Raw genomic sequence first — 19599 nt, 5'->3', positions numbered from 1 at the left:
GGCGCATCCTGGACCTACCGCGTCACCTTCCCTTCTTGCTCTTTGAGGATGAAATTCGCGCGCTCCTGAACGGAAGCGCTCCGATCCACGGCGAATTTTTGCGTCAGTTGGTCGACCTCATTCAAGGAGGCCCGATAGCGGACAAGACCATCTGCCGCGATTCTTCGGACCATTGCCGCTTGGTCCGCGGCGCCCTGAGCGATCAGGGAATCGAGGGAGGCAGGTCTGACGATCGGTCGCTCCCTATAAGCCACAGCCAGCTTGAAGCGCCCCATCGACTTGTCGATCCACTCTTTTCTCAAACCCTCTGGCCATAGGGTCCGCCCCTCAATGAGAGTTCGGAGGGCTAACGCACGCACGGATGGCTGTATCGCCTTCTGGGAAATCCGCAGGAGATAACGGTCCATCTCTTCGTGGCGCAGGGCAAAGGTGAGCACCTTGCCCACTGGTCCGGTAGCTTCGGTGACAACTAGCGAAGCTAGGCGCTCCATCACATCGGGGCGAGAGAAGGTCTCTTCCAGAATTGCAGCCTCTTCGCTCCACCGTTGCCAATCGCTGACCCGCGCGAGCAGAACGAAGGCGGCCTTTGCGACTATCTCAGGCGAGGTTTGCGGAAACGTCCTCTCCGCACATGCAAACGCCGTTTGTCGGACCTCTCCGACCCAATCGTTCAATCGATAGGCGACACAGGCGAACAGGAACGGGCTCTCCAGCGGTCCATTCCAAGCCTTGAGAGCCGCTTCGCGCAAATACCCGCTGCCGTGGAAGAGGTAAAAAAACTTCAGGAGCGAATGCTGCCGCAATAGATTGCTTTCCGTCTTAGTCGGCCAGACGAGGCTGAGGAAGTGAGGCCGCTTTCGCCCAGGCTGATGATACAGCCTGCCTTTCAGGTAAATTTCCTTCGCAGCTTGCGGATAGGCGTCGACAGGAAGCTGATGGAGGCCGAGGACAAATGCTGAAAGCGCTTTTTCATCCAACAACTCAGCTGGCCCTTCGCCCAACCGAGCGACCGCCTTTTGCAGGTCGGGAGGAAGGACAGAACGCCTTCCATGAGTCGTTACGTCTTCATAGCTGATCATGCCTCTTTATAACATGACCAGCAGAGTTAGCCTCTGGGAAGAACGTCTTACCGATGGACGCCGAGCATCGAGGTGAGGCCGCCGTCGATGGGCAACACCGTGCCGGTAATGTAGGCGGCGGGTTCGCTCATGAGGAACGCCGCGAGGCCCGCGATCTCATCGGGCTTCGCGAAGCGGCCAGCCGGGATCTGCTTTTCCATGTTGTCGCGATAGGCCGCGTAGGGCGCCATCATGTCCGTATCGATGAAGCCCGGCGCGATCACGTTGACGGCGACACCGCGCTTGGCGGTCTCGACGGAAAGCGTGCGGCAATAGGAGATCAGCGCGCCTTTCGAGGCCGCATAGGCCGCGTTGCCCGGGTTGCCCTGAAGCGCCGCCACCGAGCCGATGGCGACGATGCGACCGGCCTTGGCGCGGATCATGCCGCGCATGAGGGCTTTGGCGATGCGAGTGAACGACCAGAAGTTCACCTGCATGGCGGCTTCGGCCTTGTCCTGCTGCATCATGGCGGCGAGCGCGTCGTAGGGCTGGCCGGCGTTGTGCACGAGGCCGAAGAAGCTCTCGCCCTCGATGGCCTCGCAGAAGGCCTCGAGAGCCGCCTTGTCGGCGAGGTCGACCTCATGGGCCGTGATGCTCCGGCCGGGATGGGCCTGCATCAGCTCGTGGGCCAGGGCCTTCGCGGCCTCGCCCGAAGAGCGATAGGTGAAATCCACATCGTGGCCGGCTGCCACCAGCGCCCGCACGATGGCGGCACCGACACCTTTGCCGCCACCCGTCACAAGAACGCGGGTCATGGTTCAAGCCCCTTTCGGCTCGGCCCCGAAGACGAGGCAGGTGTTCTGGCCGCCGAACCCGAAGGAATTCGACAGCACGTAGTTCACCTTCGCGTCGCGGGCGACGTTCGGCACCACGTCGAGCGGGATCGCCGGATCGGGAACCTGATAGTTGATGGTCGGCGGAATGCGGCCCGTGCCCAGCGTCAGGAGCGACATCACCGCCTCGACCGCGCCGGCCGCCGTGAGCGTGTGACCGATCATCGACTTGTTGGAGGAGATCGGCAGATTCGCCATGCGCTCGCCGAACACGGCGGTGCAGCTCATGGCTTCCATCTTGTCGTTCTCGGGCGTCGAGGTGCCGTGGGCGTTGATATAGTCGATTTCCTCAGGGGAAACGCCCGCATCCTCCAGCGCCTGGCGGATGGCCGTGATGGCAGGCATCCCGTCAGGCGAAGAACGGGTACGGTGGAAGCCGTCGCCCTTTTCGCCGCAGCCGAGCACGTAGCCAAGGATCGTGGCGCCCCGGGCCTTCGCGCTTTCAGCATTTTCCAGCACGAGAGCGGCCCCGCCCTCCCCCATGACGAAACCGTCCCGGTTCTTGGAGAACGGCTTCGAGGCGGCTTCCGGGTTCTCGTTCTGCGTCGAGAGTGCCGAGAGCAGGGAGAAGCGGATGAGGGATTCCGGGTTCACGGAGCCGTCGGTACCGATGCAGAGCGCCGCATCGGCCTCGCCGCGGCGGATCGCCTCGACGCCGAGCTGAATCGCCGTGGCGCCGGACGAGCAGGCGGTGGAGAGCGAAATCGGCGATCCCCTCGTGCCGAAGCGGTCGGCAACCCGGTCGGCCACCGTGCCGAAGATGAACAGGTCGTGCCAGGCCTTGAACCGTCCGGAACCCGCAGCCTTCAGGAGGTCCTTGTAGGTGATGTCGCCATCCTGTCCGGAAGCCTTGGCCAGCGCCTCACGCTGCGGCCATTCCATCTCGACCGGAGGCACCGCCATGAAGAGCGCTCCCGGGAAATTCTCCTGGGCGAGGCCGGACTGGCCCACGGCTTCCTCTGCGGCCAGCATGGCGAGGCGCTCGGACAGCATGGGCGCGCAGAAGGGCTCGACGTCGACATTGTCGATCGTGCCCGCGATCGTGGTGCGCAGGCCTTCCGTCGGAAAGCGGTTGATGCGGTGTATGCCGGATTTGCCGGCCGTGAGGGCGGCCCAGGTGTCGTCCTTGCCCTGGCCGAGGGACGTGACCACGCCCATGCCGGTGACGGCGACGAGGGGGCGGCCCTGTCTGTCGCGGAGTGCCATTGCCTTCTCCTCAAGCCTTGGTGAGCCGGATGGCGCCTTCGCCGCGCCAATGGCCGACGGAGGTCACGAGAGCCTCACCGGCCTTTCCCTCGGCGATCAGCCCGGCGGCGAGTGCCATTCCGGTGGCGGCCTGCGCTTCGATGGTATGGCCGACGAGGTTGCCGGTGGCATGAACCGCCGCGCCGGGCGCGATATCCTTCAAGGCCGCCTGCTCTTCTTCCGTGATGCCCTTGATGCCGGTGGCGCCGGACAGCACCACGTCGGGCTTCGCTCCGAGCTGTTTCGACAGAGCGTGGAGCGCTTCCTCGACGCTGCCGGTCTTGCGGCGGGAGCGGTCGGACGCGACGCCCGCGACGGAAGCGAGCGCCTTGGCGCCCCGCTTCTCGGCATGCTCGCGGGACTCGAGAACCAGGAAGCAGGCCCCGGAACCGAGAATCATGCCGCCGCCATCGGCGGGACGCTCCCAGACGGACGCGTAGGGCTTCTTCCAGAGGAAGCCACCCATTTCGTAGATCAGGAGCACATCGGCCCGCTCGGCATTGTAGGCACCGCCGACGAGGAAAATATCGTCCTGTCCCGAGGCGATCCGCTCACGGGCGATGCGCAGCGCGTCCACGCCGCTCGATTCCTCGCCCATGAAGGTGCGGGAGGCGCCCGTCACGCCGTGAACGATGGAAATGTTGCCGGCCAGAAGATTGGACAGCTGCGCCAGGAACAGGGTCGGTCGCAGGTCGCCCATAAGGCGCTCGTTGAGGAAGACGCCCGGGTTTTCGGCCTGCCGCAGACCCGTGAGGATCTGCCCGTCGACCGCGTAATCCCGCTCGCCGCCGCCGGCGGAGACGATGAGCTGCATCCGGCCCTTTAGGGCCGCGTCATCCTTCGCGCCGGCCGCATCCAGGGCAAGGCCCGCCGCGTAGCAGCCGAGCCTTTGCCAAGCCTCCATCTGCCGCTGGTCGGATTTCTTCGGGATCTGCCGGTCCCATTCGAGGGCGACCACCGGATGGACCGGGAAGGGCTCGAAAGTCGCCGCATCCGTGTTCGGGGCACCGCCTGCCGCGAGGGCCTCCAGATGCGCCTCCAGGCCCTCTCCGGCACTGGAAACGAGGCCAATTCCCGTAATGACGACGTCCCGCATCAAACCGTCTCCTCCAGAAGGCCGATGCGGCGCGCCTGGGCGCGCATCTGGCCGTCCATGCCCTCCGGGAAGGGCATGATCCTGAACCGCAGCTCCGCATCGCAGATCGGCTTGCCCTCGGCCAGGATCTTGGCCTTGGTCACGGCATAGCCCGAACCCTCATGCTCCAGCTGTGCCTGGACGGTGAGCACCGTACCCGGTCCGACGAAGGTGCGAAAGCGCGCCTTGTCGACGGCCATGAGGAATGGCATGTGGGTGAAGCCCATGAGGCCGAGCACGAGATAGCCGGAGGCCTGGGCCATGGTTTCGGTCAGAAGAACGCCGGGGACCAGGGGATGGCCGGGAAAATGCCCTTCGAAAACGGGGCTTTCCTGCGGGACGGTGGATGACACCTCAATCCGCTTGGTCTCGCGGTCGAGGGTCGTCACCCGGTCGATCATTTCGAAATATTCTAGGCGCATCCGGTTCTCTTACCGTCTTGCCCCCGGCAGGTTCAATGGGAAGAGAATCCATGAGGCGGAGCGCTGATGGATCGCCTCTTCGAGCCGGCCTCGACCGGCCGGCCCGCCGGGATGGTTTGTTCGTGTCGATCAGGCCTGCTTGGCCGCCACGAGAGCGTCGATGCGGGCCACGAGGTTCTTCAGGACGAAGTATTCCTCGGCGGGAGCCTTGCCCTCGTTCACTTCCTGTGTCCACTGCTCCAGCGGCAGCTTGATGCCGAAGGCCTTGTCGATGGCGAACGCGATGTCGAGGAAGGCGAGGGAGTCGATGCCGAGATCTTCGATGGCATGGCTCTCGGGCGTGATCTGCTCGCGTGGGATATCGGCGGTCTCTGAAATGATGCCGGCGACGGTCTCGAAGGTGGACGACATGACGCCGCTCTCCTGAACTGCTTGTTGGTCTCAACGATTCAGCGCCGGTAAGCTTGTCTTAGCCCGGTGTCCAGCCGCTCTTTTCGTCAAGGAGGGTTGTTTCGAAACGCACCCCTTACACGACCGGCCGCAGACCGGCAACCGATTGGTTGCATTCCTCAGGCCTTCACGTGGGTTGGAGGCTGCTTTTCTGCCTGCGGCAACTACTTACGAGACATGCGATTGATTAATCGGCCTTCATCGTCGATAAGGTCCGCCTTCGGTCGCAAACCGAATGATCTTACATTGACAGATTGCTTGGATCGACGTGTTCAACCGGTTCCTCAAGCCTGAAATCCGCTATGCCCGCCGCATGGCCCGCATCGCGCGCTGGGATCGGCCCGTCGAGGGATTGTCCGGCCGCCTGCGCGCCTGGGCCCATATGCTCGTCGCCGATCACGGAGTCTTCCGCCTCTTCTACCTCAACAAACACCGGGTGACAGACCGCCTGTGGCGCTCGGCCCAGCCTGCCCCGCATCAGATCGCCGCCCTCAAAAGCGAGGGCGTGCGCACCATCATCAACCTGCGCGGCGGCCGCGAGCATGGCTCTTGGCAGCTTCAGAAGGAGGCCTGCGAGCGGCTCGGCATCCATTTGGAGGAATTCGTCGTCCGCTCCCGTGGAGCGCCGGACCGGGAAACCCTGCTATCGGCCAAAGAGTTCTTCGACAAGATCGAGTACCCGGCCGTCCTGCACTGCAAATCGGGCGCCGACCGGGCGGGCTTCGTCGCAGCCCTTTATCTGATTGTTTTCGAAGGAAAATCCATTGACGAGGCCCAGCGCCAGCTTTCCATGCGCTATGGCCATTTCCGCTTCTCGAAGACGGGCATCCTCGACGAGTTCTTCGACCTCTACCGCCGCGAAGGTGAGGCCAAGGGTATCCCGTTCCTGACTTGGATCGAAACGCAATACGATTCCGAAACTTTGGAGCGGAACTTCCGCCCGAGCTTCTGGTCGAGCCTCCTCGTCGACAGGATCATGCGGCGGGAATAGTCGACCGCAGGGCCGGGAATCACACTGTTCCATTTGCCTCCCACGCCATCGCCGGCTTTGTTCCGGCCACGACACCGCGCGTGTCGTCCCCGGCGGCCAATATCCTATGACACCGCCCGACTGGGCTCTTCGTCGTCAGAGAGTTGCAGGCGGTGGAGGCGGGCATAGGTGCCTCTCTTGGCGATCAGAGCCTCGTGCGAGCCCGTCTCGGCGATGCGCCCGCCCTCCATCACGACGATCTTCTCCGCGTTGCGCACGGTCGAGAGCCGGTGGGCGATGACCAGGGTGGTGCGACCCTTCATGAGGCGGCGGATGGCCTCCTGGACCAGGCGCTCCGATTCGGAATCGAGGGCGCTCGTCGCCTCGTCGAGCAGCAGGATCGGGGCGTTCTTCAGGAAGGCGCGGGCGAGCGAGATGCGCTGGCGCTCGCCGCCCGACAGACGTCCGCCGCCGGGACCGACCGACGTATCGTAGCCGTCCGGCTGCTTGAGGATGAAGTCATGGGCCGCGGCTGCCTTGGCGGCCGCGACGATCTCCTCCTCGGTCGCATCCGGCCGCCCAAAAGCGATATTGGCCCGAATCGTGTCGTCGAAGAGGATTACGTCCTGGCTCACGACCGCGACGGCGCGGCGCAGGCTGGCCAGGGTCACGTCCCGCACGTCCTGTCCGTCGATCAGGATAGCGCCCTGGTTGACGTCGTAGAGGCGCGGCACGAGCGACAGGAGGGTCGATTTGCCCGAGCCTGACCGGCCCACAAGGGCCGTGGTCTGGCCGGCTTCGGCCACCAGATCGACATGGTCGAGCGCCACCGCCTCGCCATCGTAGGAGAAGGTGAGGTTCGAGAAGCGGATCTCGCCGCCTTCGAGCGCGAGCGGCCCGGCTCCGGACTTGTCCTGGATCCGAGGGGTCTCGTCCATCACCGTGAAGGTCCGGTGGAGGGCCGCCGCAGCCTCCTGCACGATGGCGTTCAGGTTGCCGAGCGCCCGAATCGGCTGCGCGGCCATGACGAGGGCGCTGACGAAACCGGTGAAATCGCCGACCGTGCTGTTGCCCGACAGGATCCTGTGGCCGATCAGCATGAGCACGAGAGCGACCGCAAGGCCGCCGCCGGTTTCCAGGATCGGGTCCATCCGCCCGCGAGCGTTGGCTGCCTTCATCTTGAGGCCGCGGACGTCGTCGAAGGTCTTGGCGGCCTTGGCCTTGAGATAGCGTTCGAGCCCATAGGTCTTGGCGATGCGGGTTCCGGCAAGGCTCTCGGTGATGAGACTCGCCATCAGCCCCGTCTGCTCCTGGGTCGAGATGGCGACCCGGCGCAGCTTCCGCCCGATCTTGTCGACCGGATAGGCGAAGAAGGGCGCAATGACGGCTGCCACCAGGGTCAGGACCGGGTCGATCCAGAGCATCGCGGCAATCAGCGCGATGATCGTCGTGACCTCGCGCAGGAACACCGTCGAGAGACGGGTAAGCGCCTCACGAATGAACGCGAAATCCGTGGTGAAGCGCTGGGTGAGGGCGGCCGGACTCTCGCGCCCGATCTGGGCGAGGTCAGCCTCGATCAGATGGCCATAGAGCGCCGTCTGCATATCAGCCTCGATCCTCGTCACCACCTTGTTGGTGAGGATCGTCAGGGCAAGCAGCGAAAAGCCCTTCACGGACGTGACCACGATCACGAAGAGCGGCGCCAGCATGATTGCCTGCGCGTCCTTGGCGTCGAAGGCGTCGAAGGCCGCCTTGATCAGAACCGGGTACAGGCCCGTGGCGCCCGAAACCAAGCCCACCAGCAGGAGAACCAGGGCGAGCGTCTTACGGTGCGGACGCATCCAATCCCGCCACAGGCGGCTGATCAACGGAAGGGTATCGCCCCGGAGGAGGCTCTTGCGGGCCATGCTCTGCCTTAAGGAAGTTCTCATTTCGGAAGGCTCGCGGTTAGCATGCAAAAGCCCCGGGCGGCAAATCCGCAGCTCGGTTGAGGATCTTGCAGGCGCTGCTTTGCTCCTGCTTCTCCTCTCGACAGGACCGCGGATCCATGGCTGCATGTCGCAATCGTCGCATTGGAACCTGCCATGACACTCGAAACCTGGCTTGCCTTCACGGCCGCCTCCGCCGTCCTGCTCGTCATTCCCGGGCCGACCATCCTGCTGGTCGTGTCCTATGCCCTTGGACAGGGCTGGCGGACCGCCCTACCCATGGCAATCGGCGTCGCACTGGGCGATTTCACAGCCATGACCCTGTCGCTCCTCGGTCTGGGAGCGCTGCTGGCCGCCTCGGCCACCCTGTTCACGGTCCTCAAATGGCTCGGCGCCGCCTATCTCGTCTGGCTCGGAATCAAGCTCTGGCGGGCCGGTGGAGCGCTCGACGCCAAACCGCGCACGGATGCGGCCTCCGCGCTCAAGATGCTGAGCCATGCCTGGCTCGTCACGGCGCTCAACCCGAAGGGCTTGACCTTCTTCATCGCCTTCCTGCCGCAATTCATCGACCCCAAGCTCGATCTATTCCCTCAGGTCAGCGTCTTCGCGGCGACCTTCCTGATCCTCGCCTTCGCAAACGTCATCACCTACGCGCTCATCGCGTCGCGGGCGCGCAGCGTCGTGCAGAGCCCGCGGACGATGCGCGTGATCAACCGGACCGGCGGCAGTCTCCTGATCGGCGCCGGCATTGCAACGGTGGCGTTGAGGGCCGGGCAGTCTTGAGGGCCGCTTTCCTCACACCGCCTTCAGGTAGCGCATTGGCCGGCCGGGTGCGATCATCTCGGCGGCCGCGATGATGCCCTGGGCGTCGATGCCGAAATGGCGGTAGAGATCCTTGATCGTGCCGGTCTGGCCAAAATGCTCGACTCCCAATGAGCGCGTGCGGTGGCCCATGACGGAGCCCATCCAGGCGAGCGTCGCCGGGTGGCCGTCGATCACCGTCACCAGTCCGCAATGGGGCGGCACGTCGGCAAGCAGGCGCTCCACGTGCGACCGGGCATGGACGAGCCCGCGCTCGCGGGCGCGTTGCGCAGCCGTCCAGCCGGCATTCAGCCGGTCGGCGGACGTGATGGCGAGCAGGCCGATGTCGCGCCGGTCCTCGGCCATGAGCCCCACGGCCTCGATCGCCTCGGGCGCGACTGCGCCCGTATAGGCCACGACCACCTGGGCGTTCGGCCCGGGCTTGCGCAGCCAATAGGCGCCGGCCATGATGTCATCGGCCAGCTCGGTCGTCATCGCGCGCTGCGGCTGTTCGAGGCTGCGGGTGGACAGGCGCAGGTAAACCGAGCCGCCGGTCTCGTCGCGCAGCCAGGTCTTCTCGTTCGCCTCGCCTTCGCCGTCGCGCTGCATGTAGTCGAAGGCCCAGCGCATGATCACGGCCAGTTCGTCGACGAAGGCCGGCTCGAAGGAGGCGAGCCCGTCCTGCGCCATGCCCACTAGCGGCGTGCCGATCGATTGATGCGCGCCGCCTTCCGGCGCCAGCGTCACGCCCGACGGCGTGGCGACAATCATGAAACGGGCATCCTGGTAGCAGGCATAGTTCAGGGCATCGGCGCCGCGATAGATGAAGGGATCGTAGAGGGTGCCGATGGGCAGGATCCGCTCCCCGAACAGAGAATGCGACAGCCCCAGTGCCGAGAGCACGATGAACAGGTTCATCTCGGCGATGCCGAGTTCGATATGCTGGCCCTTCGGCGAGAATTCCCAGTTGTAGGTCGAAGGGATGCGTTCCTTCTTGAACGTGTCGACCAGGCTTTCGCGGGCGAACAGGCCGCGCCGGTTCACCCAGGCGCCGAGATTGGTCGAGACCGTCACGTCCGGTGCCGTGGTGACGACCCGGGCGGCCAGTGCCTGGTCGGAACGGGCGAGCTCGTTGAGGATCAGGCCGAAGCCCTGCTGGGTCGACATGGCGGGATTGGCCGGGAAGGTGAGCGTCTCCGGCACCGGCACCTTCGGGGCGGTGTAGCGCCGCGTGCCCTTCTGGATGAACGGCACCTCGCTCAGGAAGCGCTCGATCTCGGCCTGCGGGATCTTGAAGCCTTCGAACTTGTCCCATTCATGACCCGGCCGGACCCCTTGAGCGGCGCGCCAGGCCTCCATCTGGGTCGGCGTCAGCATGCCGGAATGGTTGTCCTTGTGGCCGGCGAGCGGCAGCCCGAAGCCCTTGATCGTATAGGCCAGGAAGCAGACCGGCCGGTCGTGCTGCCGGGCTCTCTCGAAGGCGTCGAGCAGGCTCGGCAGGTCGTGTCCGCCGAGATTGGACATGAGCTGCGCCAGCTCCTCGTCCGACCGCTTCTCGATGAGGCGGGTGACGGGGCCCTGGTCGCCGAGATCGTCCAGCAGGCGCTTCCGCCAAGCTGCACCGCCCTGGTAGGTCAGGGCCGAATAGAGCTGGTTCGGGCAGGAATCGATCCAGTCCCGCAGGCGATCGCCGCCAGGCTCCTTGAACGCCTCCTGCATCAGGGAGCCGTGCTTGAGGATGACCACGTCCCAGCCGAAATTGCGGAACAGGGCCTCGAAGCGTTCCCACAGGCCTTCGCGAATCACCGCGTCGAGGCTCTGGCGGTTGTAGTCGATGATCCACCACGTGTTGCGGATGCCGTGCTTCCACCCCTCGAGCAGGGCCTCGAAGATGTTGCCCTCGTCCATCTCCGCGTCGCCCACGAGCGAGATCATGCGGCCCTCGGGCTTGTCCTTGGCCCAGCCATGGGCCTTCACGTAATCCTGCACGAGACTGGCAAACAGCGTCTGGGCGACGCCCAGCCCCACCGAACCGGTGGAGAAATCCACGTCGTCGATGTCCTTGGTGCGGGACGGATAGGATTGCGCGCCCTTGTAGCCGCGGAAATTCTCCAGCTTCTCGCGGGTCTGACGGCCGAAGAGATACTGGATCGCGTGGTAGATCGGGCTGGCATGGGGCTTCACCGCCACCCGATCCTCGGGCCTCAGCACCGAGAAGTAGAGCGCAGCCAGGATCGTCGAGAGCGAGGCGGAAGAGGCCTGATGGCCGCCGATCTTCAATCCGTTCTCGTTGGCGCGAAGATGGTTGGCGTTGTGGATCGTCCAAGTGGAGAGCCAGAGCACCTTCCGCTCGAGTTCCTTCAAGATGCTCAGGTGCCGCGCGTCTGTCATAGGGGCCTCTCAGGTTCGCCCGGATCGTCATCGAACAGGATGGCCCCAGGCGTCATCGACGTTCAAGCGTTATCAGAGGGCGTTTGCTGGTGCCATGAGACGGAAGACGCATGGACGCTCACGCATCCTCCTCTTCCTCCTCGGCGAAATCTCCACTGAGGCGAAGGCCGTCGATCCAGGTCTCGCCTTTGCGCTTGATGACCCGGCGCGGCGAAACACCACTGTTGCGCGCGATCGCATCGGCAAGCGGCTCGGAATGGGTCACGAGCCAAACCTGCGTGCGCTTGGAGGCCGCGACGATCATGCGCGCGAGCGGTTCGAGCAAATCGGGATGCAGGCTCGTCTCGGGTTCGTTCAAGGCAATGAAGGGCGGCAGCCGATAGGACAGGAGCGCGCCCGCGAGCGCCAGGAAATGCAGCGTGCCGTCCGACAATTCTGAGGGCTGGAAGATGCGTTTCGGGTAATCAGGAAAGACCACGCCGAACGTGGCGAAGCGGTCAGGCTCAGGGATGACGAGATGCGCGCCGGGAAAGGCATCGTCGAAGGCCTGATCGAGATCGGTGGTGTCCTGGCGGATATGAGCGAGGGTCGCGAAGACCGCCGCGAGATTCGAACCGTCGGGGGATAGTGTCGGCGACGTCACGGCCAAGGCAGGCCTCCGCAGAGGAGAGGCCGCATCCGTGCGAAATCCGTGGAAGAACCGCCATTCCAACAGGGTCCTGCGGGCGAGATGCAGATCGGGAAAGGCCGCCGCGTCCTGCAGCGAGCCGAGCGCCGTCTCGGAGGGGAGGATCTCGGATCCCAGCGGACGCTTGATGCCGGCCTCGTCGAGGCAATGCCCTCGGGGGCCACGGCGTTCGAGCAGGACTTTCGAACGGCCCCGCGCCTCATAGGTAAGAGTTTCCGCCTTGATCTGCGGCTCCAGGGCAAAGCCCGCGCCCAGGAGCTCGACCAATCCGGTCTCGACGCCGTAATCCAGATCGTAATCGTCGCCTTCGCCCTTCAGGCGGACGCCGAGCCGGACCCGGACCGGATCCTTGGCGCTCCGCGTTCCCGCCCAATAGACCGAGTCGAAGCCACCTTCCGCCGCCAGATCGTGCGTGAGCGTGCCGGTGGCGGCCGCTTGCAGAAGCTGCAACGCGCGATAGAGATTCGTCTTGCCCGTCCCGTTTGCGCCGAGGAAGACGGACAGGGGCTCGACCGGAAAGCGGATGAGCCGGAGCGAGCGGTACCCGGCGGCAAAGACGTCTTGGATCGCAAGCATGGGGCTGGAAGACCGGATGGGACCGACACGATGAGGCGCCATCTTGGGCTACGCCCTGAAGCGATGCAACCTTGTCCGAGCCCAAGAGCCCCGAGCGCAAAAACGAAAAGCCCGCCTTGCGGCGGGCCTTCGTACAGCTCTCGTTTCCGAGAAGAATTGGAGCGGGCGAAGGGATTCGAACCCTCGACCCCAACCTTGGCAAGGTTGTGCTCTACCCCTGAGCTACACCCGCGCTCCGCGATGCCGTGGCATCGTTGCGAGGCCCGTGATGTGCCCCAAAACGCGACGTATTGCAAGAGGGGCATGCCGATCTTTTCGCTCCAGCCCTTGAGCCTGCTTCATCCGGTCGCTAGAACCCGGGCTTGTACGGAGGTTGCACGCTTGGCCCATCTGTCCCCGCAGGAGCTCCTGGATCGCCTGTCCTCGCTCGGAATCAAGACCGAGACGGTGGAGCACGAGCCCGTCTTCACGGTGGCCGAATCGGCATCCGTCAAGGAGCAGATCCCGGGCGCCCATTCCAAGAACCTGTTCGTGAAGGACAAGAAGGGCCGCTTCTTCCTGATCTCCGCCAAGCACGACACCGCCATCGACCTCAGGCGCACCCACGAGGCCATCGGTGCCTCCGGCCGGCTCTCCTTCGGATCGGCCGAGCAGCTACGCGCCCTGCTGGGGGTCGAGCCCGGTTCGGTCACCGCCTTCGCGGTGGTAAACGATACGGACGGCAAGGTTACCATGGTGCTCGACGCCAACCTCATGGATCACGAGCGGGTGAATTTTCACCCCCTGGTCAATTCCATGACCACCGGGGTCTCGCGGGAGGATCTGGTGACCTTCCTGCGGGCCACGGGGCACGATCCGCTGATCCTGCGCCTGCCGGAGCCGCCGGCGGAATTGCCAGACGACGCCTGAGCTCCCATCTAAGGAGCGTTCTTCTCACGACTCTCACCTTTCGAGGATCGCATGCTGTCCGATACCCCCGTCCCCTCCTCCGACGATCTCGTGAAGGACACCACCACGGCGAACTTCCGCCAGGACGTGCTGGCCGAATCCATGCAGCAGCCGGTGCTGGTCGATTTCTGGGCCCCCTGGTGCGGCCCCTGCAAGCAGCTCACCCCGATTCTCGAGAAGACCGTGCGAGCCGCCGGCGGCAAGGTGAAACTCGTCAAGATGAACATCGACGAGCATCCCCAGATCGCAGGTCAGCTCGGCGTCCAGTCCATCCCGGCCGTCTTCGCCTTCCAGCGCGGCCAGCCGGTGGACGGCTTCATGGGGGCCCTGCCCGAGAGCCAGATCAAGAGCTTTATCGAGCGTCTCGTCGGGCCGCTCGGGCCCGGCGCGGCCGAGGAGATCCTAGCCGAGGCCGATCGCCTGGCCGCCGAGGGCGATATCGGCGGGGCGGCCGAGCTCTACTCCGCCGTCCTGGCCCAGGACCCTGAGAACGTCGCGGCGCTGGCCGCCCTCGTGAAGCTGCATGTGGAGGTGAGCGACCTGGAAGGCGCCAAGCGTTTCCTGGCCATGGCTCCGGCGGCGAAAGCCAACGATCCGGCCCTGGCCGGCGCGCGGGCGGCGATCGAGCTCGCCGAGCAGGCGGGCTCGTTGGGCGACTTGGCGGACCTCCAGCACAAGGTCGAGACCGACCCGACGGACCATCAGGCCCGCTTCGATCTGGCCGTGGGACTCAATGCCCTCGGGCGCCGCGAAGAAGCTGCCAATCACCTCCTTGAAATCGTTCGTCGCGACCGCAATTGGAACGATGACGGCGCACGCAAGCAGCTCGTCCAGTTCTTCGAGGCCTGGGGCCCGATGGACGCGATGACGCTGGCAGGGCGGCGGAGGCTCTCCTCGCTCCTGTTCTCTTGACGCCGTTTAACGCGGTTTAGGAGATCGGAATGGGAATGAACGCGGTATACCGAGGGCCGGAGGATTGCCCGTCGGTCATCCCCGTCTTCCCGCTCCCCGGCGCCCTCCTCCTGCCGCGCGGGCAGATGCCGCTCAACATCTTCGAACCGCGCTATCTGGCGATGGTCGATGAGGTACTGAAGACCGACCGCATCATCGGCATGGTGCAGCCGGATGCGGACAACGACCCGCAGGCAAGCGTACCGAGACTCTACCGGGTCGGCTGCGCCGGCCGCATCACGCAGCTCGCCGAGACCGGCGACGGGCGGTACCTCATCACGCTGATCGGCATCGCGCGCTTCCGCATCGAAGAGGAGCTTCCGGCGGTGAACCTGTTCCGCCGATGCCGGGTGACGTTCGAGCCGTTCACCAACGACTTCACCGCTCGCGCCGGCGAGAACGCCGTAAACCGCGCCGGCGTAGTGAAGGCCCTGCGCGACTTCGTCAACGCGGTGCATGTGAAAGTCGACTGGCGCGGCATCGAGGAAGCTCCCAACGAAGCCCTCGTGAATGCTTTATGCATGATGAGTCCCTTCGGCGTGCGTGAGAAACAGGCGCTGCTCGAAGCGCCGGACCTGAAGAGTCGGGCTGAAGTGCTCATCGCCCTGACCGAGATCGAGCTCGCTCGCGGCGGCGCCGGCTCCGACTCGACCCTGCAATAGGCAAGTTTATCTTAGGAATAACCCGATGGTTCCCGATACCCCTCAGCCCGAGACGCCCCAACCGGTGGAGGCGACGCGGATCGACCCCAAGCTCCTGGAGCTTCTCGTCTGCCCTCTCACCAAGGAAACCCTCGAATACGATGCCGGGCGCCAGGAGCTGATCAGCCGCCGCGCCAAACTCGCCTACCCGATCCGCGACGGCATCCCGATCATGCTGCCGGAAGAGGCGCGCCAGCTGGAGGGCTGACACGGCAGGACTTCGTCAGCACCACCGAAGAGGTTCCGGCATGTCTGACATCAGGACTGGCCGGGTCCGATCTTTCGCGGCGTGTTCGGCACATGCATCACAAACGTTTGGCCGAAGGCTGCGTTGTTGGGATCATGCCGGTTGGAGACATCATTGGACCGGGACTGCGTGATCCGAAACGACGATCCCTCAAACAGGATCGGGGCCGGCCTGAACCAGATTTCGGTCTGCTCCCCGGTCGAGCCGATGAATTGCATGTCCTGAATGGGATTCAACTGAAACGTATACACGGCTCCGCCCACGATCTCGCTGATCATGTAGAACGGGAATTCGTCGGCATCGTACTTGTTGCAGGTGATTTTCATGAGAAGAAGCGACTGTATTTCGCTCTTTCCGGCGCGGTCCGTTTCGCTCTGGTCGATGGTAATATGCATGAGGAAGCGCTTTTGATAGGTCGCATTGGGAGGCCGCCGGAGAGCCGACACCCTGGTTGGGATCCTATCGAAACTTTGATGCATTTCAACCTTACGGAGAACTATCTCAATTCCGCAATCAAAAGATGTGATCCGGCCAGGCCCGTCATATCCGGATCGCGTCTGCCAATGCCAGCGTCCGCTTCGCCATCTCAGCATGAAGCCGCTCCACCATCCGGCCGTTGAGGCTGATGGCGCCCTTGCTGGCATTCTCCGGCTGCTCGAAAGCCGCCGCGAGCGCGCGAGCGCTCTCGATCTCGTCCGGTGACGGCGCGAAGATCTCGTTTGCCGTCACAATCTGATCAGGATGGATCAACGTCTTGCCGTCGAAACCGCAATCGCGGCCCTGCTCGCATTCGGCGCGGAACCCGTTTGCATCCGACAGGGTGTTGTAGACGCCGTCGAGAATGTCGATGCCATGCGCCCGCGCGGCGGCAAGGGCCGTCATCAGCCAGGGCAGCATCGCCGTTCGCCCCGGCAGCAGGCGGGTGCGGGTATCCTTGGCGAGATCGTTCGTGCCCATGACGAGGCAGGCCAGCCGGGCGTCGACGTCGTGAGCCGCGCTCGCGATGGATTCCGCCCGCAGAATCGCAAGCGGCGTCTCGATCATGGCCCAGACCCTGGTGCGCTCCGCAGCACCGAGCTTGCGCAGGCGTAGGCCCACCGCCGCGAGCGTTTCGGCCGACGACACCTTCGGCACGAGAATTGCGTCGGGCGCGGCCGCCGCTGCGGCCGCGAGATCGGCCTCTCCCCAGGGCGTATCGAGCGCATTGATGCGAATCACCACTTCCCGCCGGCCGTAACCACCGGCCTGAACGGCCGCGCGGACGTGCTCGCGCGCCTGTGCCTTCAGATCGGGCGCGACCGCGTCCTCGAGGTCGAAGATCACCACATCGGCGGCCAGCGTCTTCGCCTTCTCGATCGCGCGGGCGTTGGGTCCGGGCATGTAGAGGGCGCTGCGGCGCGGGCGAATCGGGATCATGGCTGCTTCCTCCTTCGGCCCATCGGTTTTAGGGGTGCTGTCAGGGGAAGAACAGGGTCATTTTCGAGAGGCCGCCCGGCGGAATTGGCACCCTCCATGTCATCCCCGGCCTTGTGCCGGTGATCTCGATGAGCGATGCACGGCGCTTCACAGCATCGGGATGGCCGGGACGAGCCCGGCCATGACAGGAAGATCTCTTGATGGGTGAGATAGGGTTAGGAGACGCATAGAAAATGTGGGTTGCGGGGGTCGATGGCTGCCGGGCCGGGTGGATTGCGGTCCTGATGCGGCTGGACGATCCGAACGCCTATCGCATCGTGACGGCGCCGGCTCTCGAAGTCATTGCCGACACGCCGGAGCGGCCTTCGGTGATTGCCGTCGACATGCCCATCGGTCTGCCTGACCGGACCGAAGGATCGGGCCGTCTGCCGGAGCAGCTGATTCGTCCTCTGCTCGGCGAGCGGCAATCCTCCGTCTTCGCCATTCCGTCGCGCCGCGCCGTAGAGACGACCGACTACGGAGAAGCCTGCACGATGGCCGCCGCCACCTCCGATCCGCCGCGGAAGGTGTCGCGGCAGGGCTTCGCCATCTTCCCGAAGATCCGCGAGATCGACGCGCTGCTCCGCGCCCGGCCCGATCTGATCGCTCGCGTCTATGAGGTGCATCCCGAGCTCGCCTTCTGGGCCCTGAACGGAAGCCGGGCGCTTGACCGGCCGAAGAAGGTGAAGGGAACGCCTTACGGGCCGGGCATGGCGCTTCGCCGAGAACTCCTGAAGATGTCCGGACTGCTTCCTGGCAGCCTGATCGATGCGCCGCCTCCGCGTGGAGCCGCCCAGGACGACCTGCTCGATGCACTTGCGGGGTTGACCGTGGCGCTGGATCTCGCGAGAGGTGGAGGACAATCCTTTCCCGACCCGCCTGGCCGTGATGCCCACGGCCTGCCGGTCGCCATCTGGACGCTCCGCAAGCAGCCCCAAGGTTGAGCCATGCCCATCACCCGCGCCGATATCGAAGCGGCCCACGCCCGCATCGCCCCCCATATCCGCCGCACGCCTGCCCTGAACATGGGCAGCGCCTTCGGCCATGACGGGCCGGTGAGCCTGAAGCTCGAATTCCTGCAGCACGCGGGCTCGTTCAAGACCCGCGGCGCCTTCAACACCCTGTTGTCGAAGGATGTTCCGGTTGCCGGCGTTGCGGCCGCGTCCGGCGGCAATCACGGCGCGGCCGTGGCCTATGCGGCGAAACAACTCGGCGTGACGGCGCGCATCTTCGTGCCGGAGATCTCGAGCCCCGCCAAGATCGCCGTCATCCGCTCCCATGGAGCCGAGGTGGTGATCGGCGGCGCCCGCTACGCGGATGCGCAAGGAGCCTGCGATCTCTACGTGGAGGAAAGCGGCGCCCTGCGTGTGCATCCGTTCGGAGCCGAGAGCACCATCACCGGCCAGGGCACGACGGCCCTCGAATGGGAGCAGGATGCGCCCTCTCTCGACACCGTCCTCGTGGCGGTTGGCGGCGGCGGCCTCATCGGCGGCGTGGCGAGCTGGTGGGCCGGGCGCGTGAAGGTGGTGGGCGTCGAGCCGGAAGGCTCGCGGGCGCTCCATGCCGCGCTCGAAGCCGGACGGCCCGTCGACGTGGACGTGGATTCGGTGGCGGCCGATTCCCTCGGCGCGAAGAACACCGGTGATCTCGTCTATTCCATCTGCCGGGACACGGTCGATCACGTGGCGCTCGTCACCGATGCGGCGATCCGCGATGCGCAACGGCTGCTCTGGCGCGACTATCGCATCGCATCCGAGCCCGGCGGAGCGGCGGCACTGGCGGCTCTCGTTTCGGGGGCCTATAAACCCCGCTCGGGCGAGCGCATCGGCGTGCTCCTGTGCGGCGCCAATGTCGAGCTCGCCAAGCTTGCCGAGATCACCCATCCTTGAAGGGAAGGACGCCCATGTTTCCGCAACGTCTGTCCGAAGGCTACCGTGCGTTCCTCGATGACCGCCTTCCGCGCGAGAAGAACCGCTATGAGGCGCTGGCCGAGAAGGGACAGTCGCCCGAGGTCATGATCATCGGCTGCTGCGACAGCCGCGTCTCGCCGGAAGTCATCTTCGATGCGAGCCCGGGAGAGATGTTCGTGGTCCGCAATGTGGCGAACCTGGTGCCACCCTTCGAGACGGGCGGCGATTACCACGGCACCTCGGCCGCGCTCGAATTCGCCGTGCAGGCGCTCAGGGTCAAGCATATCGTGGTGCTGGGCCATGCCCGCTGCGGCGGCATCCGCGCCTTTGCCGATGATGCGGCCCCCCTTTCGCCCGGCGATTTCATCGGCCGCTGGATGAGCCTGATCAAACCGGCGGGCGATCGCCTCGGGCCGCCTGACGGCAACCTCGAAGAGTACCTGCCCCGTCTGGAACTTGCCGCCATCGAGAACAGCCTTCGGAACCTGATGACGTTCCCCTGCGTGCGTATTCTCGTCGAGCGCGGCAAGCTGCAGCTCCACGGCGCCTATTTCGGGGTGGCGACAGGCAAGCTGCTGGTGCGCAATCCGGACACGGGCGAGTTCAAGCCGGTGGTGGAAGACGTCGACGTTAAGACAACGTTCCGTTGTACGTAGGCCATGGAACGCAACTCACACTGTTAGCAGCAGCTTCCACCGGTCCTGAGCTTGGGTCGGTGAAGCTTTCATCGTGCGATGCTTATCAGGATGAGGCCTGGAGCTGTTTTGTGAGGGATTCGAAGGTTGGTCGCCATCGAATTGCGGGAATGCAAACGGATTTTGCTTTCCTGC

General features: G+C 64.8%; 20 protein-coding genes and 1 tRNA gene. 9 read left to right on the top strand and 12 right to left on the bottom strand.

Going from position 1 to position 19599, the window contains the following annotated elements:
* Positions 1-14: 14 nt before the first annotated feature.
* From DDF70_RS07625 to DDF70_RS07600, 6 genes are all read right to left on the bottom strand, one after another.
* Positions 15-1079, bottom strand: a complete 1065-nt coding sequence (locus tag DDF70_RS07625) for a hypothetical protein (RefSeq protein WP_114944266.1) — start codon at positions 1077-1079, stop codon at positions 15-17.
* A 47-nt stretch (positions 1080-1126) separates the two neighbouring features.
* Positions 1127-1873, bottom strand: coding sequence for an SDR family NAD(P)-dependent oxidoreductase (locus DDF70_RS07620; protein ID WP_114944265.1), 747 nt, complete (start codon positions 1871-1873; stop codon positions 1127-1129).
* A 3-nt stretch (positions 1874-1876) separates the two neighbouring features.
* Positions 1877-3157 carry a beta-ketoacyl-ACP synthase gene (locus tag DDF70_RS07615; RefSeq protein ID WP_114944264.1) on the bottom strand — a complete coding sequence of 427 codons (1281 nt, stop codon included), beginning with the start codon at positions 3155-3157 and terminating at the stop codon, positions 1877-1879.
* 10 nt (positions 3158-3167) lie between these two features.
* Positions 3168-4292, bottom strand: a complete 1125-nt coding sequence (locus tag DDF70_RS07610; protein ID WP_114944263.1) for a beta-ketoacyl-ACP synthase — start codon at positions 4290-4292, stop codon at positions 3168-3170.
* Positions 4292-4753, bottom strand: coding sequence for a 3-hydroxyacyl-ACP dehydratase FabZ family protein (locus tag DDF70_RS07605; RefSeq protein WP_114944262.1), 462 nt, complete (start codon positions 4751-4753; stop codon positions 4292-4294). Before DDF70_RS07605 ends, DDF70_RS07610 begins: the two co-directional genes overlap by 1 nt.
* A gap of 129 nt (positions 4754-4882) precedes the next feature.
* Positions 4883-5164: an acyl carrier protein gene (locus DDF70_RS07600; protein ID WP_009490841.1), complete on the bottom strand. Its 282-nt coding sequence runs from the start codon at positions 5162-5164 to the stop codon at positions 4883-4885.
* Between the two features lie 307 nt (positions 5165-5471).
* Between DDF70_RS07600 and DDF70_RS07595 the strand changes: the two genes are divergently transcribed.
* On the top strand, positions 5472-6194 hold the full coding sequence (locus DDF70_RS07595) for a fused DSP-PTPase phosphatase/NAD kinase-like protein (RefSeq protein ID WP_114944261.1): 723 nt from the start codon (positions 5472-5474) through the stop codon (positions 6192-6194).
* Between the two features lie 104 nt (positions 6195-6298).
* Here the strand turns inward: DDF70_RS07595 and DDF70_RS07590 are convergent, their stop codons facing one another.
* Positions 6299-8080, bottom strand: coding sequence for an ABC transporter ATP-binding protein (locus DDF70_RS07590; RefSeq protein WP_114944260.1), 1782 nt, complete (start codon positions 8078-8080; stop codon positions 6299-6301).
* Between the two features lie 177 nt (positions 8081-8257).
* On the opposite strand from DDF70_RS07590, the gene DDF70_RS07585 reads away from it, so the two are divergent.
* The gene (locus tag DDF70_RS07585) at positions 8258-8884 is read left to right on the top strand and encodes a LysE family translocator (RefSeq protein WP_114944259.1); all 627 of its coding nucleotides are present in this window, start codon (positions 8258-8260) and stop codon (positions 8882-8884) included.
* A 12-nt stretch (positions 8885-8896) separates the two neighbouring features.
* Here DDF70_RS07585 and DDF70_RS07580 read toward each other — a convergent pair whose 3' ends face one another.
* The 3 genes from DDF70_RS07580 to DDF70_RS07570 all read right to left on the bottom strand — a co-directional run bounded on the left by DDF70_RS07580 (position 8897) and on the right by DDF70_RS07570 (position 12789).
* Entirely contained in the window at positions 8897-11293 is a 2397-nt protein-coding gene (locus tag DDF70_RS07580) for a transketolase-like TK C-terminal-containing protein (protein ID WP_114944258.1), read from the bottom strand.
* Positions 11294-11411: 118 nt separating this feature from the next.
* Complete coding sequence (locus tag DDF70_RS07575) at positions 11412-12557, bottom strand: AAA family ATPase (protein ID WP_114944257.1); 1146 nt, start codon at positions 12555-12557, stop codon at positions 11412-11414.
* A 157-nt stretch (positions 12558-12714) separates the two neighbouring features.
* Positions 12715-12789 (bottom strand) — tRNA-Gly (locus DDF70_RS07570).
* Positions 12790-12938: 149 nt separating this feature from the next.
* On the opposite strand from DDF70_RS07570, the gene DDF70_RS07565 reads away from it, so the two are divergent.
* From DDF70_RS07565 to DDF70_RS07550, 4 genes are read left to right on the top strand one after another with little or no spacing between them, the layout of a single operon-like run.
* The gene (locus tag DDF70_RS07565; protein WP_114944256.1) at positions 12939-13466 is read left to right on the top strand and encodes a prolyl-tRNA synthetase associated domain-containing protein; all 528 of its coding nucleotides are present in this window, start codon (positions 12939-12941) and stop codon (positions 13464-13466) included.
* 51 nt (positions 13467-13517) lie between these two features.
* Positions 13518-14417 carry a thioredoxin gene (trxA, locus tag DDF70_RS07560; protein WP_114944255.1) on the top strand — a complete coding sequence of 300 codons (900 nt, stop codon included), beginning with the start codon at positions 13518-13520 and terminating at the stop codon, positions 14415-14417.
* Between the two features lie 29 nt (positions 14418-14446).
* A complete protein-coding gene (locus DDF70_RS07555; protein ID WP_114944254.1) occupies positions 14447-15118 on the top strand; it encodes an LON peptidase substrate-binding domain-containing protein in 672 nt (223 codons plus the stop codon).
* Between the two features lie 25 nt (positions 15119-15143).
* Positions 15144-15365: a Trm112 family protein gene (locus DDF70_RS07550; RefSeq protein ID WP_114944253.1), complete on the top strand. Its 222-nt coding sequence runs from the start codon at positions 15144-15146 to the stop codon at positions 15363-15365.
* Between the two features lie 50 nt (positions 15366-15415).
* On the opposite strand, the gene DDF70_RS07545 is transcribed toward DDF70_RS07550, so the two are convergent.
* Positions 15416-15799 (bottom strand): hypothetical protein, encoded by a 384-nt coding sequence (locus DDF70_RS07545; protein ID WP_162820248.1) that lies wholly within the window; start codon positions 15797-15799, stop codon positions 15416-15418.
* 145 nt (positions 15800-15944) lie between these two features.
* Positions 15945-16820: an HpcH/HpaI aldolase/citrate lyase family protein gene (locus tag DDF70_RS07540; protein WP_114944251.1), complete on the bottom strand. Its 876-nt coding sequence runs from the start codon at positions 16818-16820 to the stop codon at positions 15945-15947.
* 233 nt (positions 16821-17053) lie between these two features.
* On the opposite strand from DDF70_RS07540, the gene DDF70_RS07535 reads away from it, so the two are divergent.
* From DDF70_RS07535 to DDF70_RS07525, 3 genes are read left to right on the top strand one after another with little or no spacing between them, the layout of a single operon-like run.
* The gene (locus DDF70_RS07535; protein WP_114944250.1) at positions 17054-17803 is read left to right on the top strand and encodes a DUF429 domain-containing protein; all 750 of its coding nucleotides are present in this window, start codon (positions 17054-17056) and stop codon (positions 17801-17803) included.
* 3 nt (positions 17804-17806) lie between these two features.
* Positions 17807-18748: a threonine/serine dehydratase gene (locus tag DDF70_RS07530; protein WP_114944249.1), complete on the top strand. Its 942-nt coding sequence runs from the start codon at positions 17807-17809 to the stop codon at positions 18746-18748.
* A gap of 14 nt (positions 18749-18762) precedes the next feature.
* Positions 18763-19425, top strand: a complete 663-nt coding sequence (locus DDF70_RS07525; protein ID WP_114944248.1) for a carbonic anhydrase — start codon at positions 18763-18765, stop codon at positions 19423-19425.
* Positions 19426-19599: the final 174 nt, after the last annotated feature.

The sequence above is a fragment of the Microvirga calopogonii genome (genome assembly GCF_003347665.1).
GTDB lineage: Bacteria > Pseudomonadota > Alphaproteobacteria > Rhizobiales > Beijerinckiaceae > Microvirga > Microvirga calopogonii.
The sequence above is the reverse complement of the archived record's forward strand: the minus strand, read 5'-3'. Positions and strand labels throughout refer to the sequence as shown.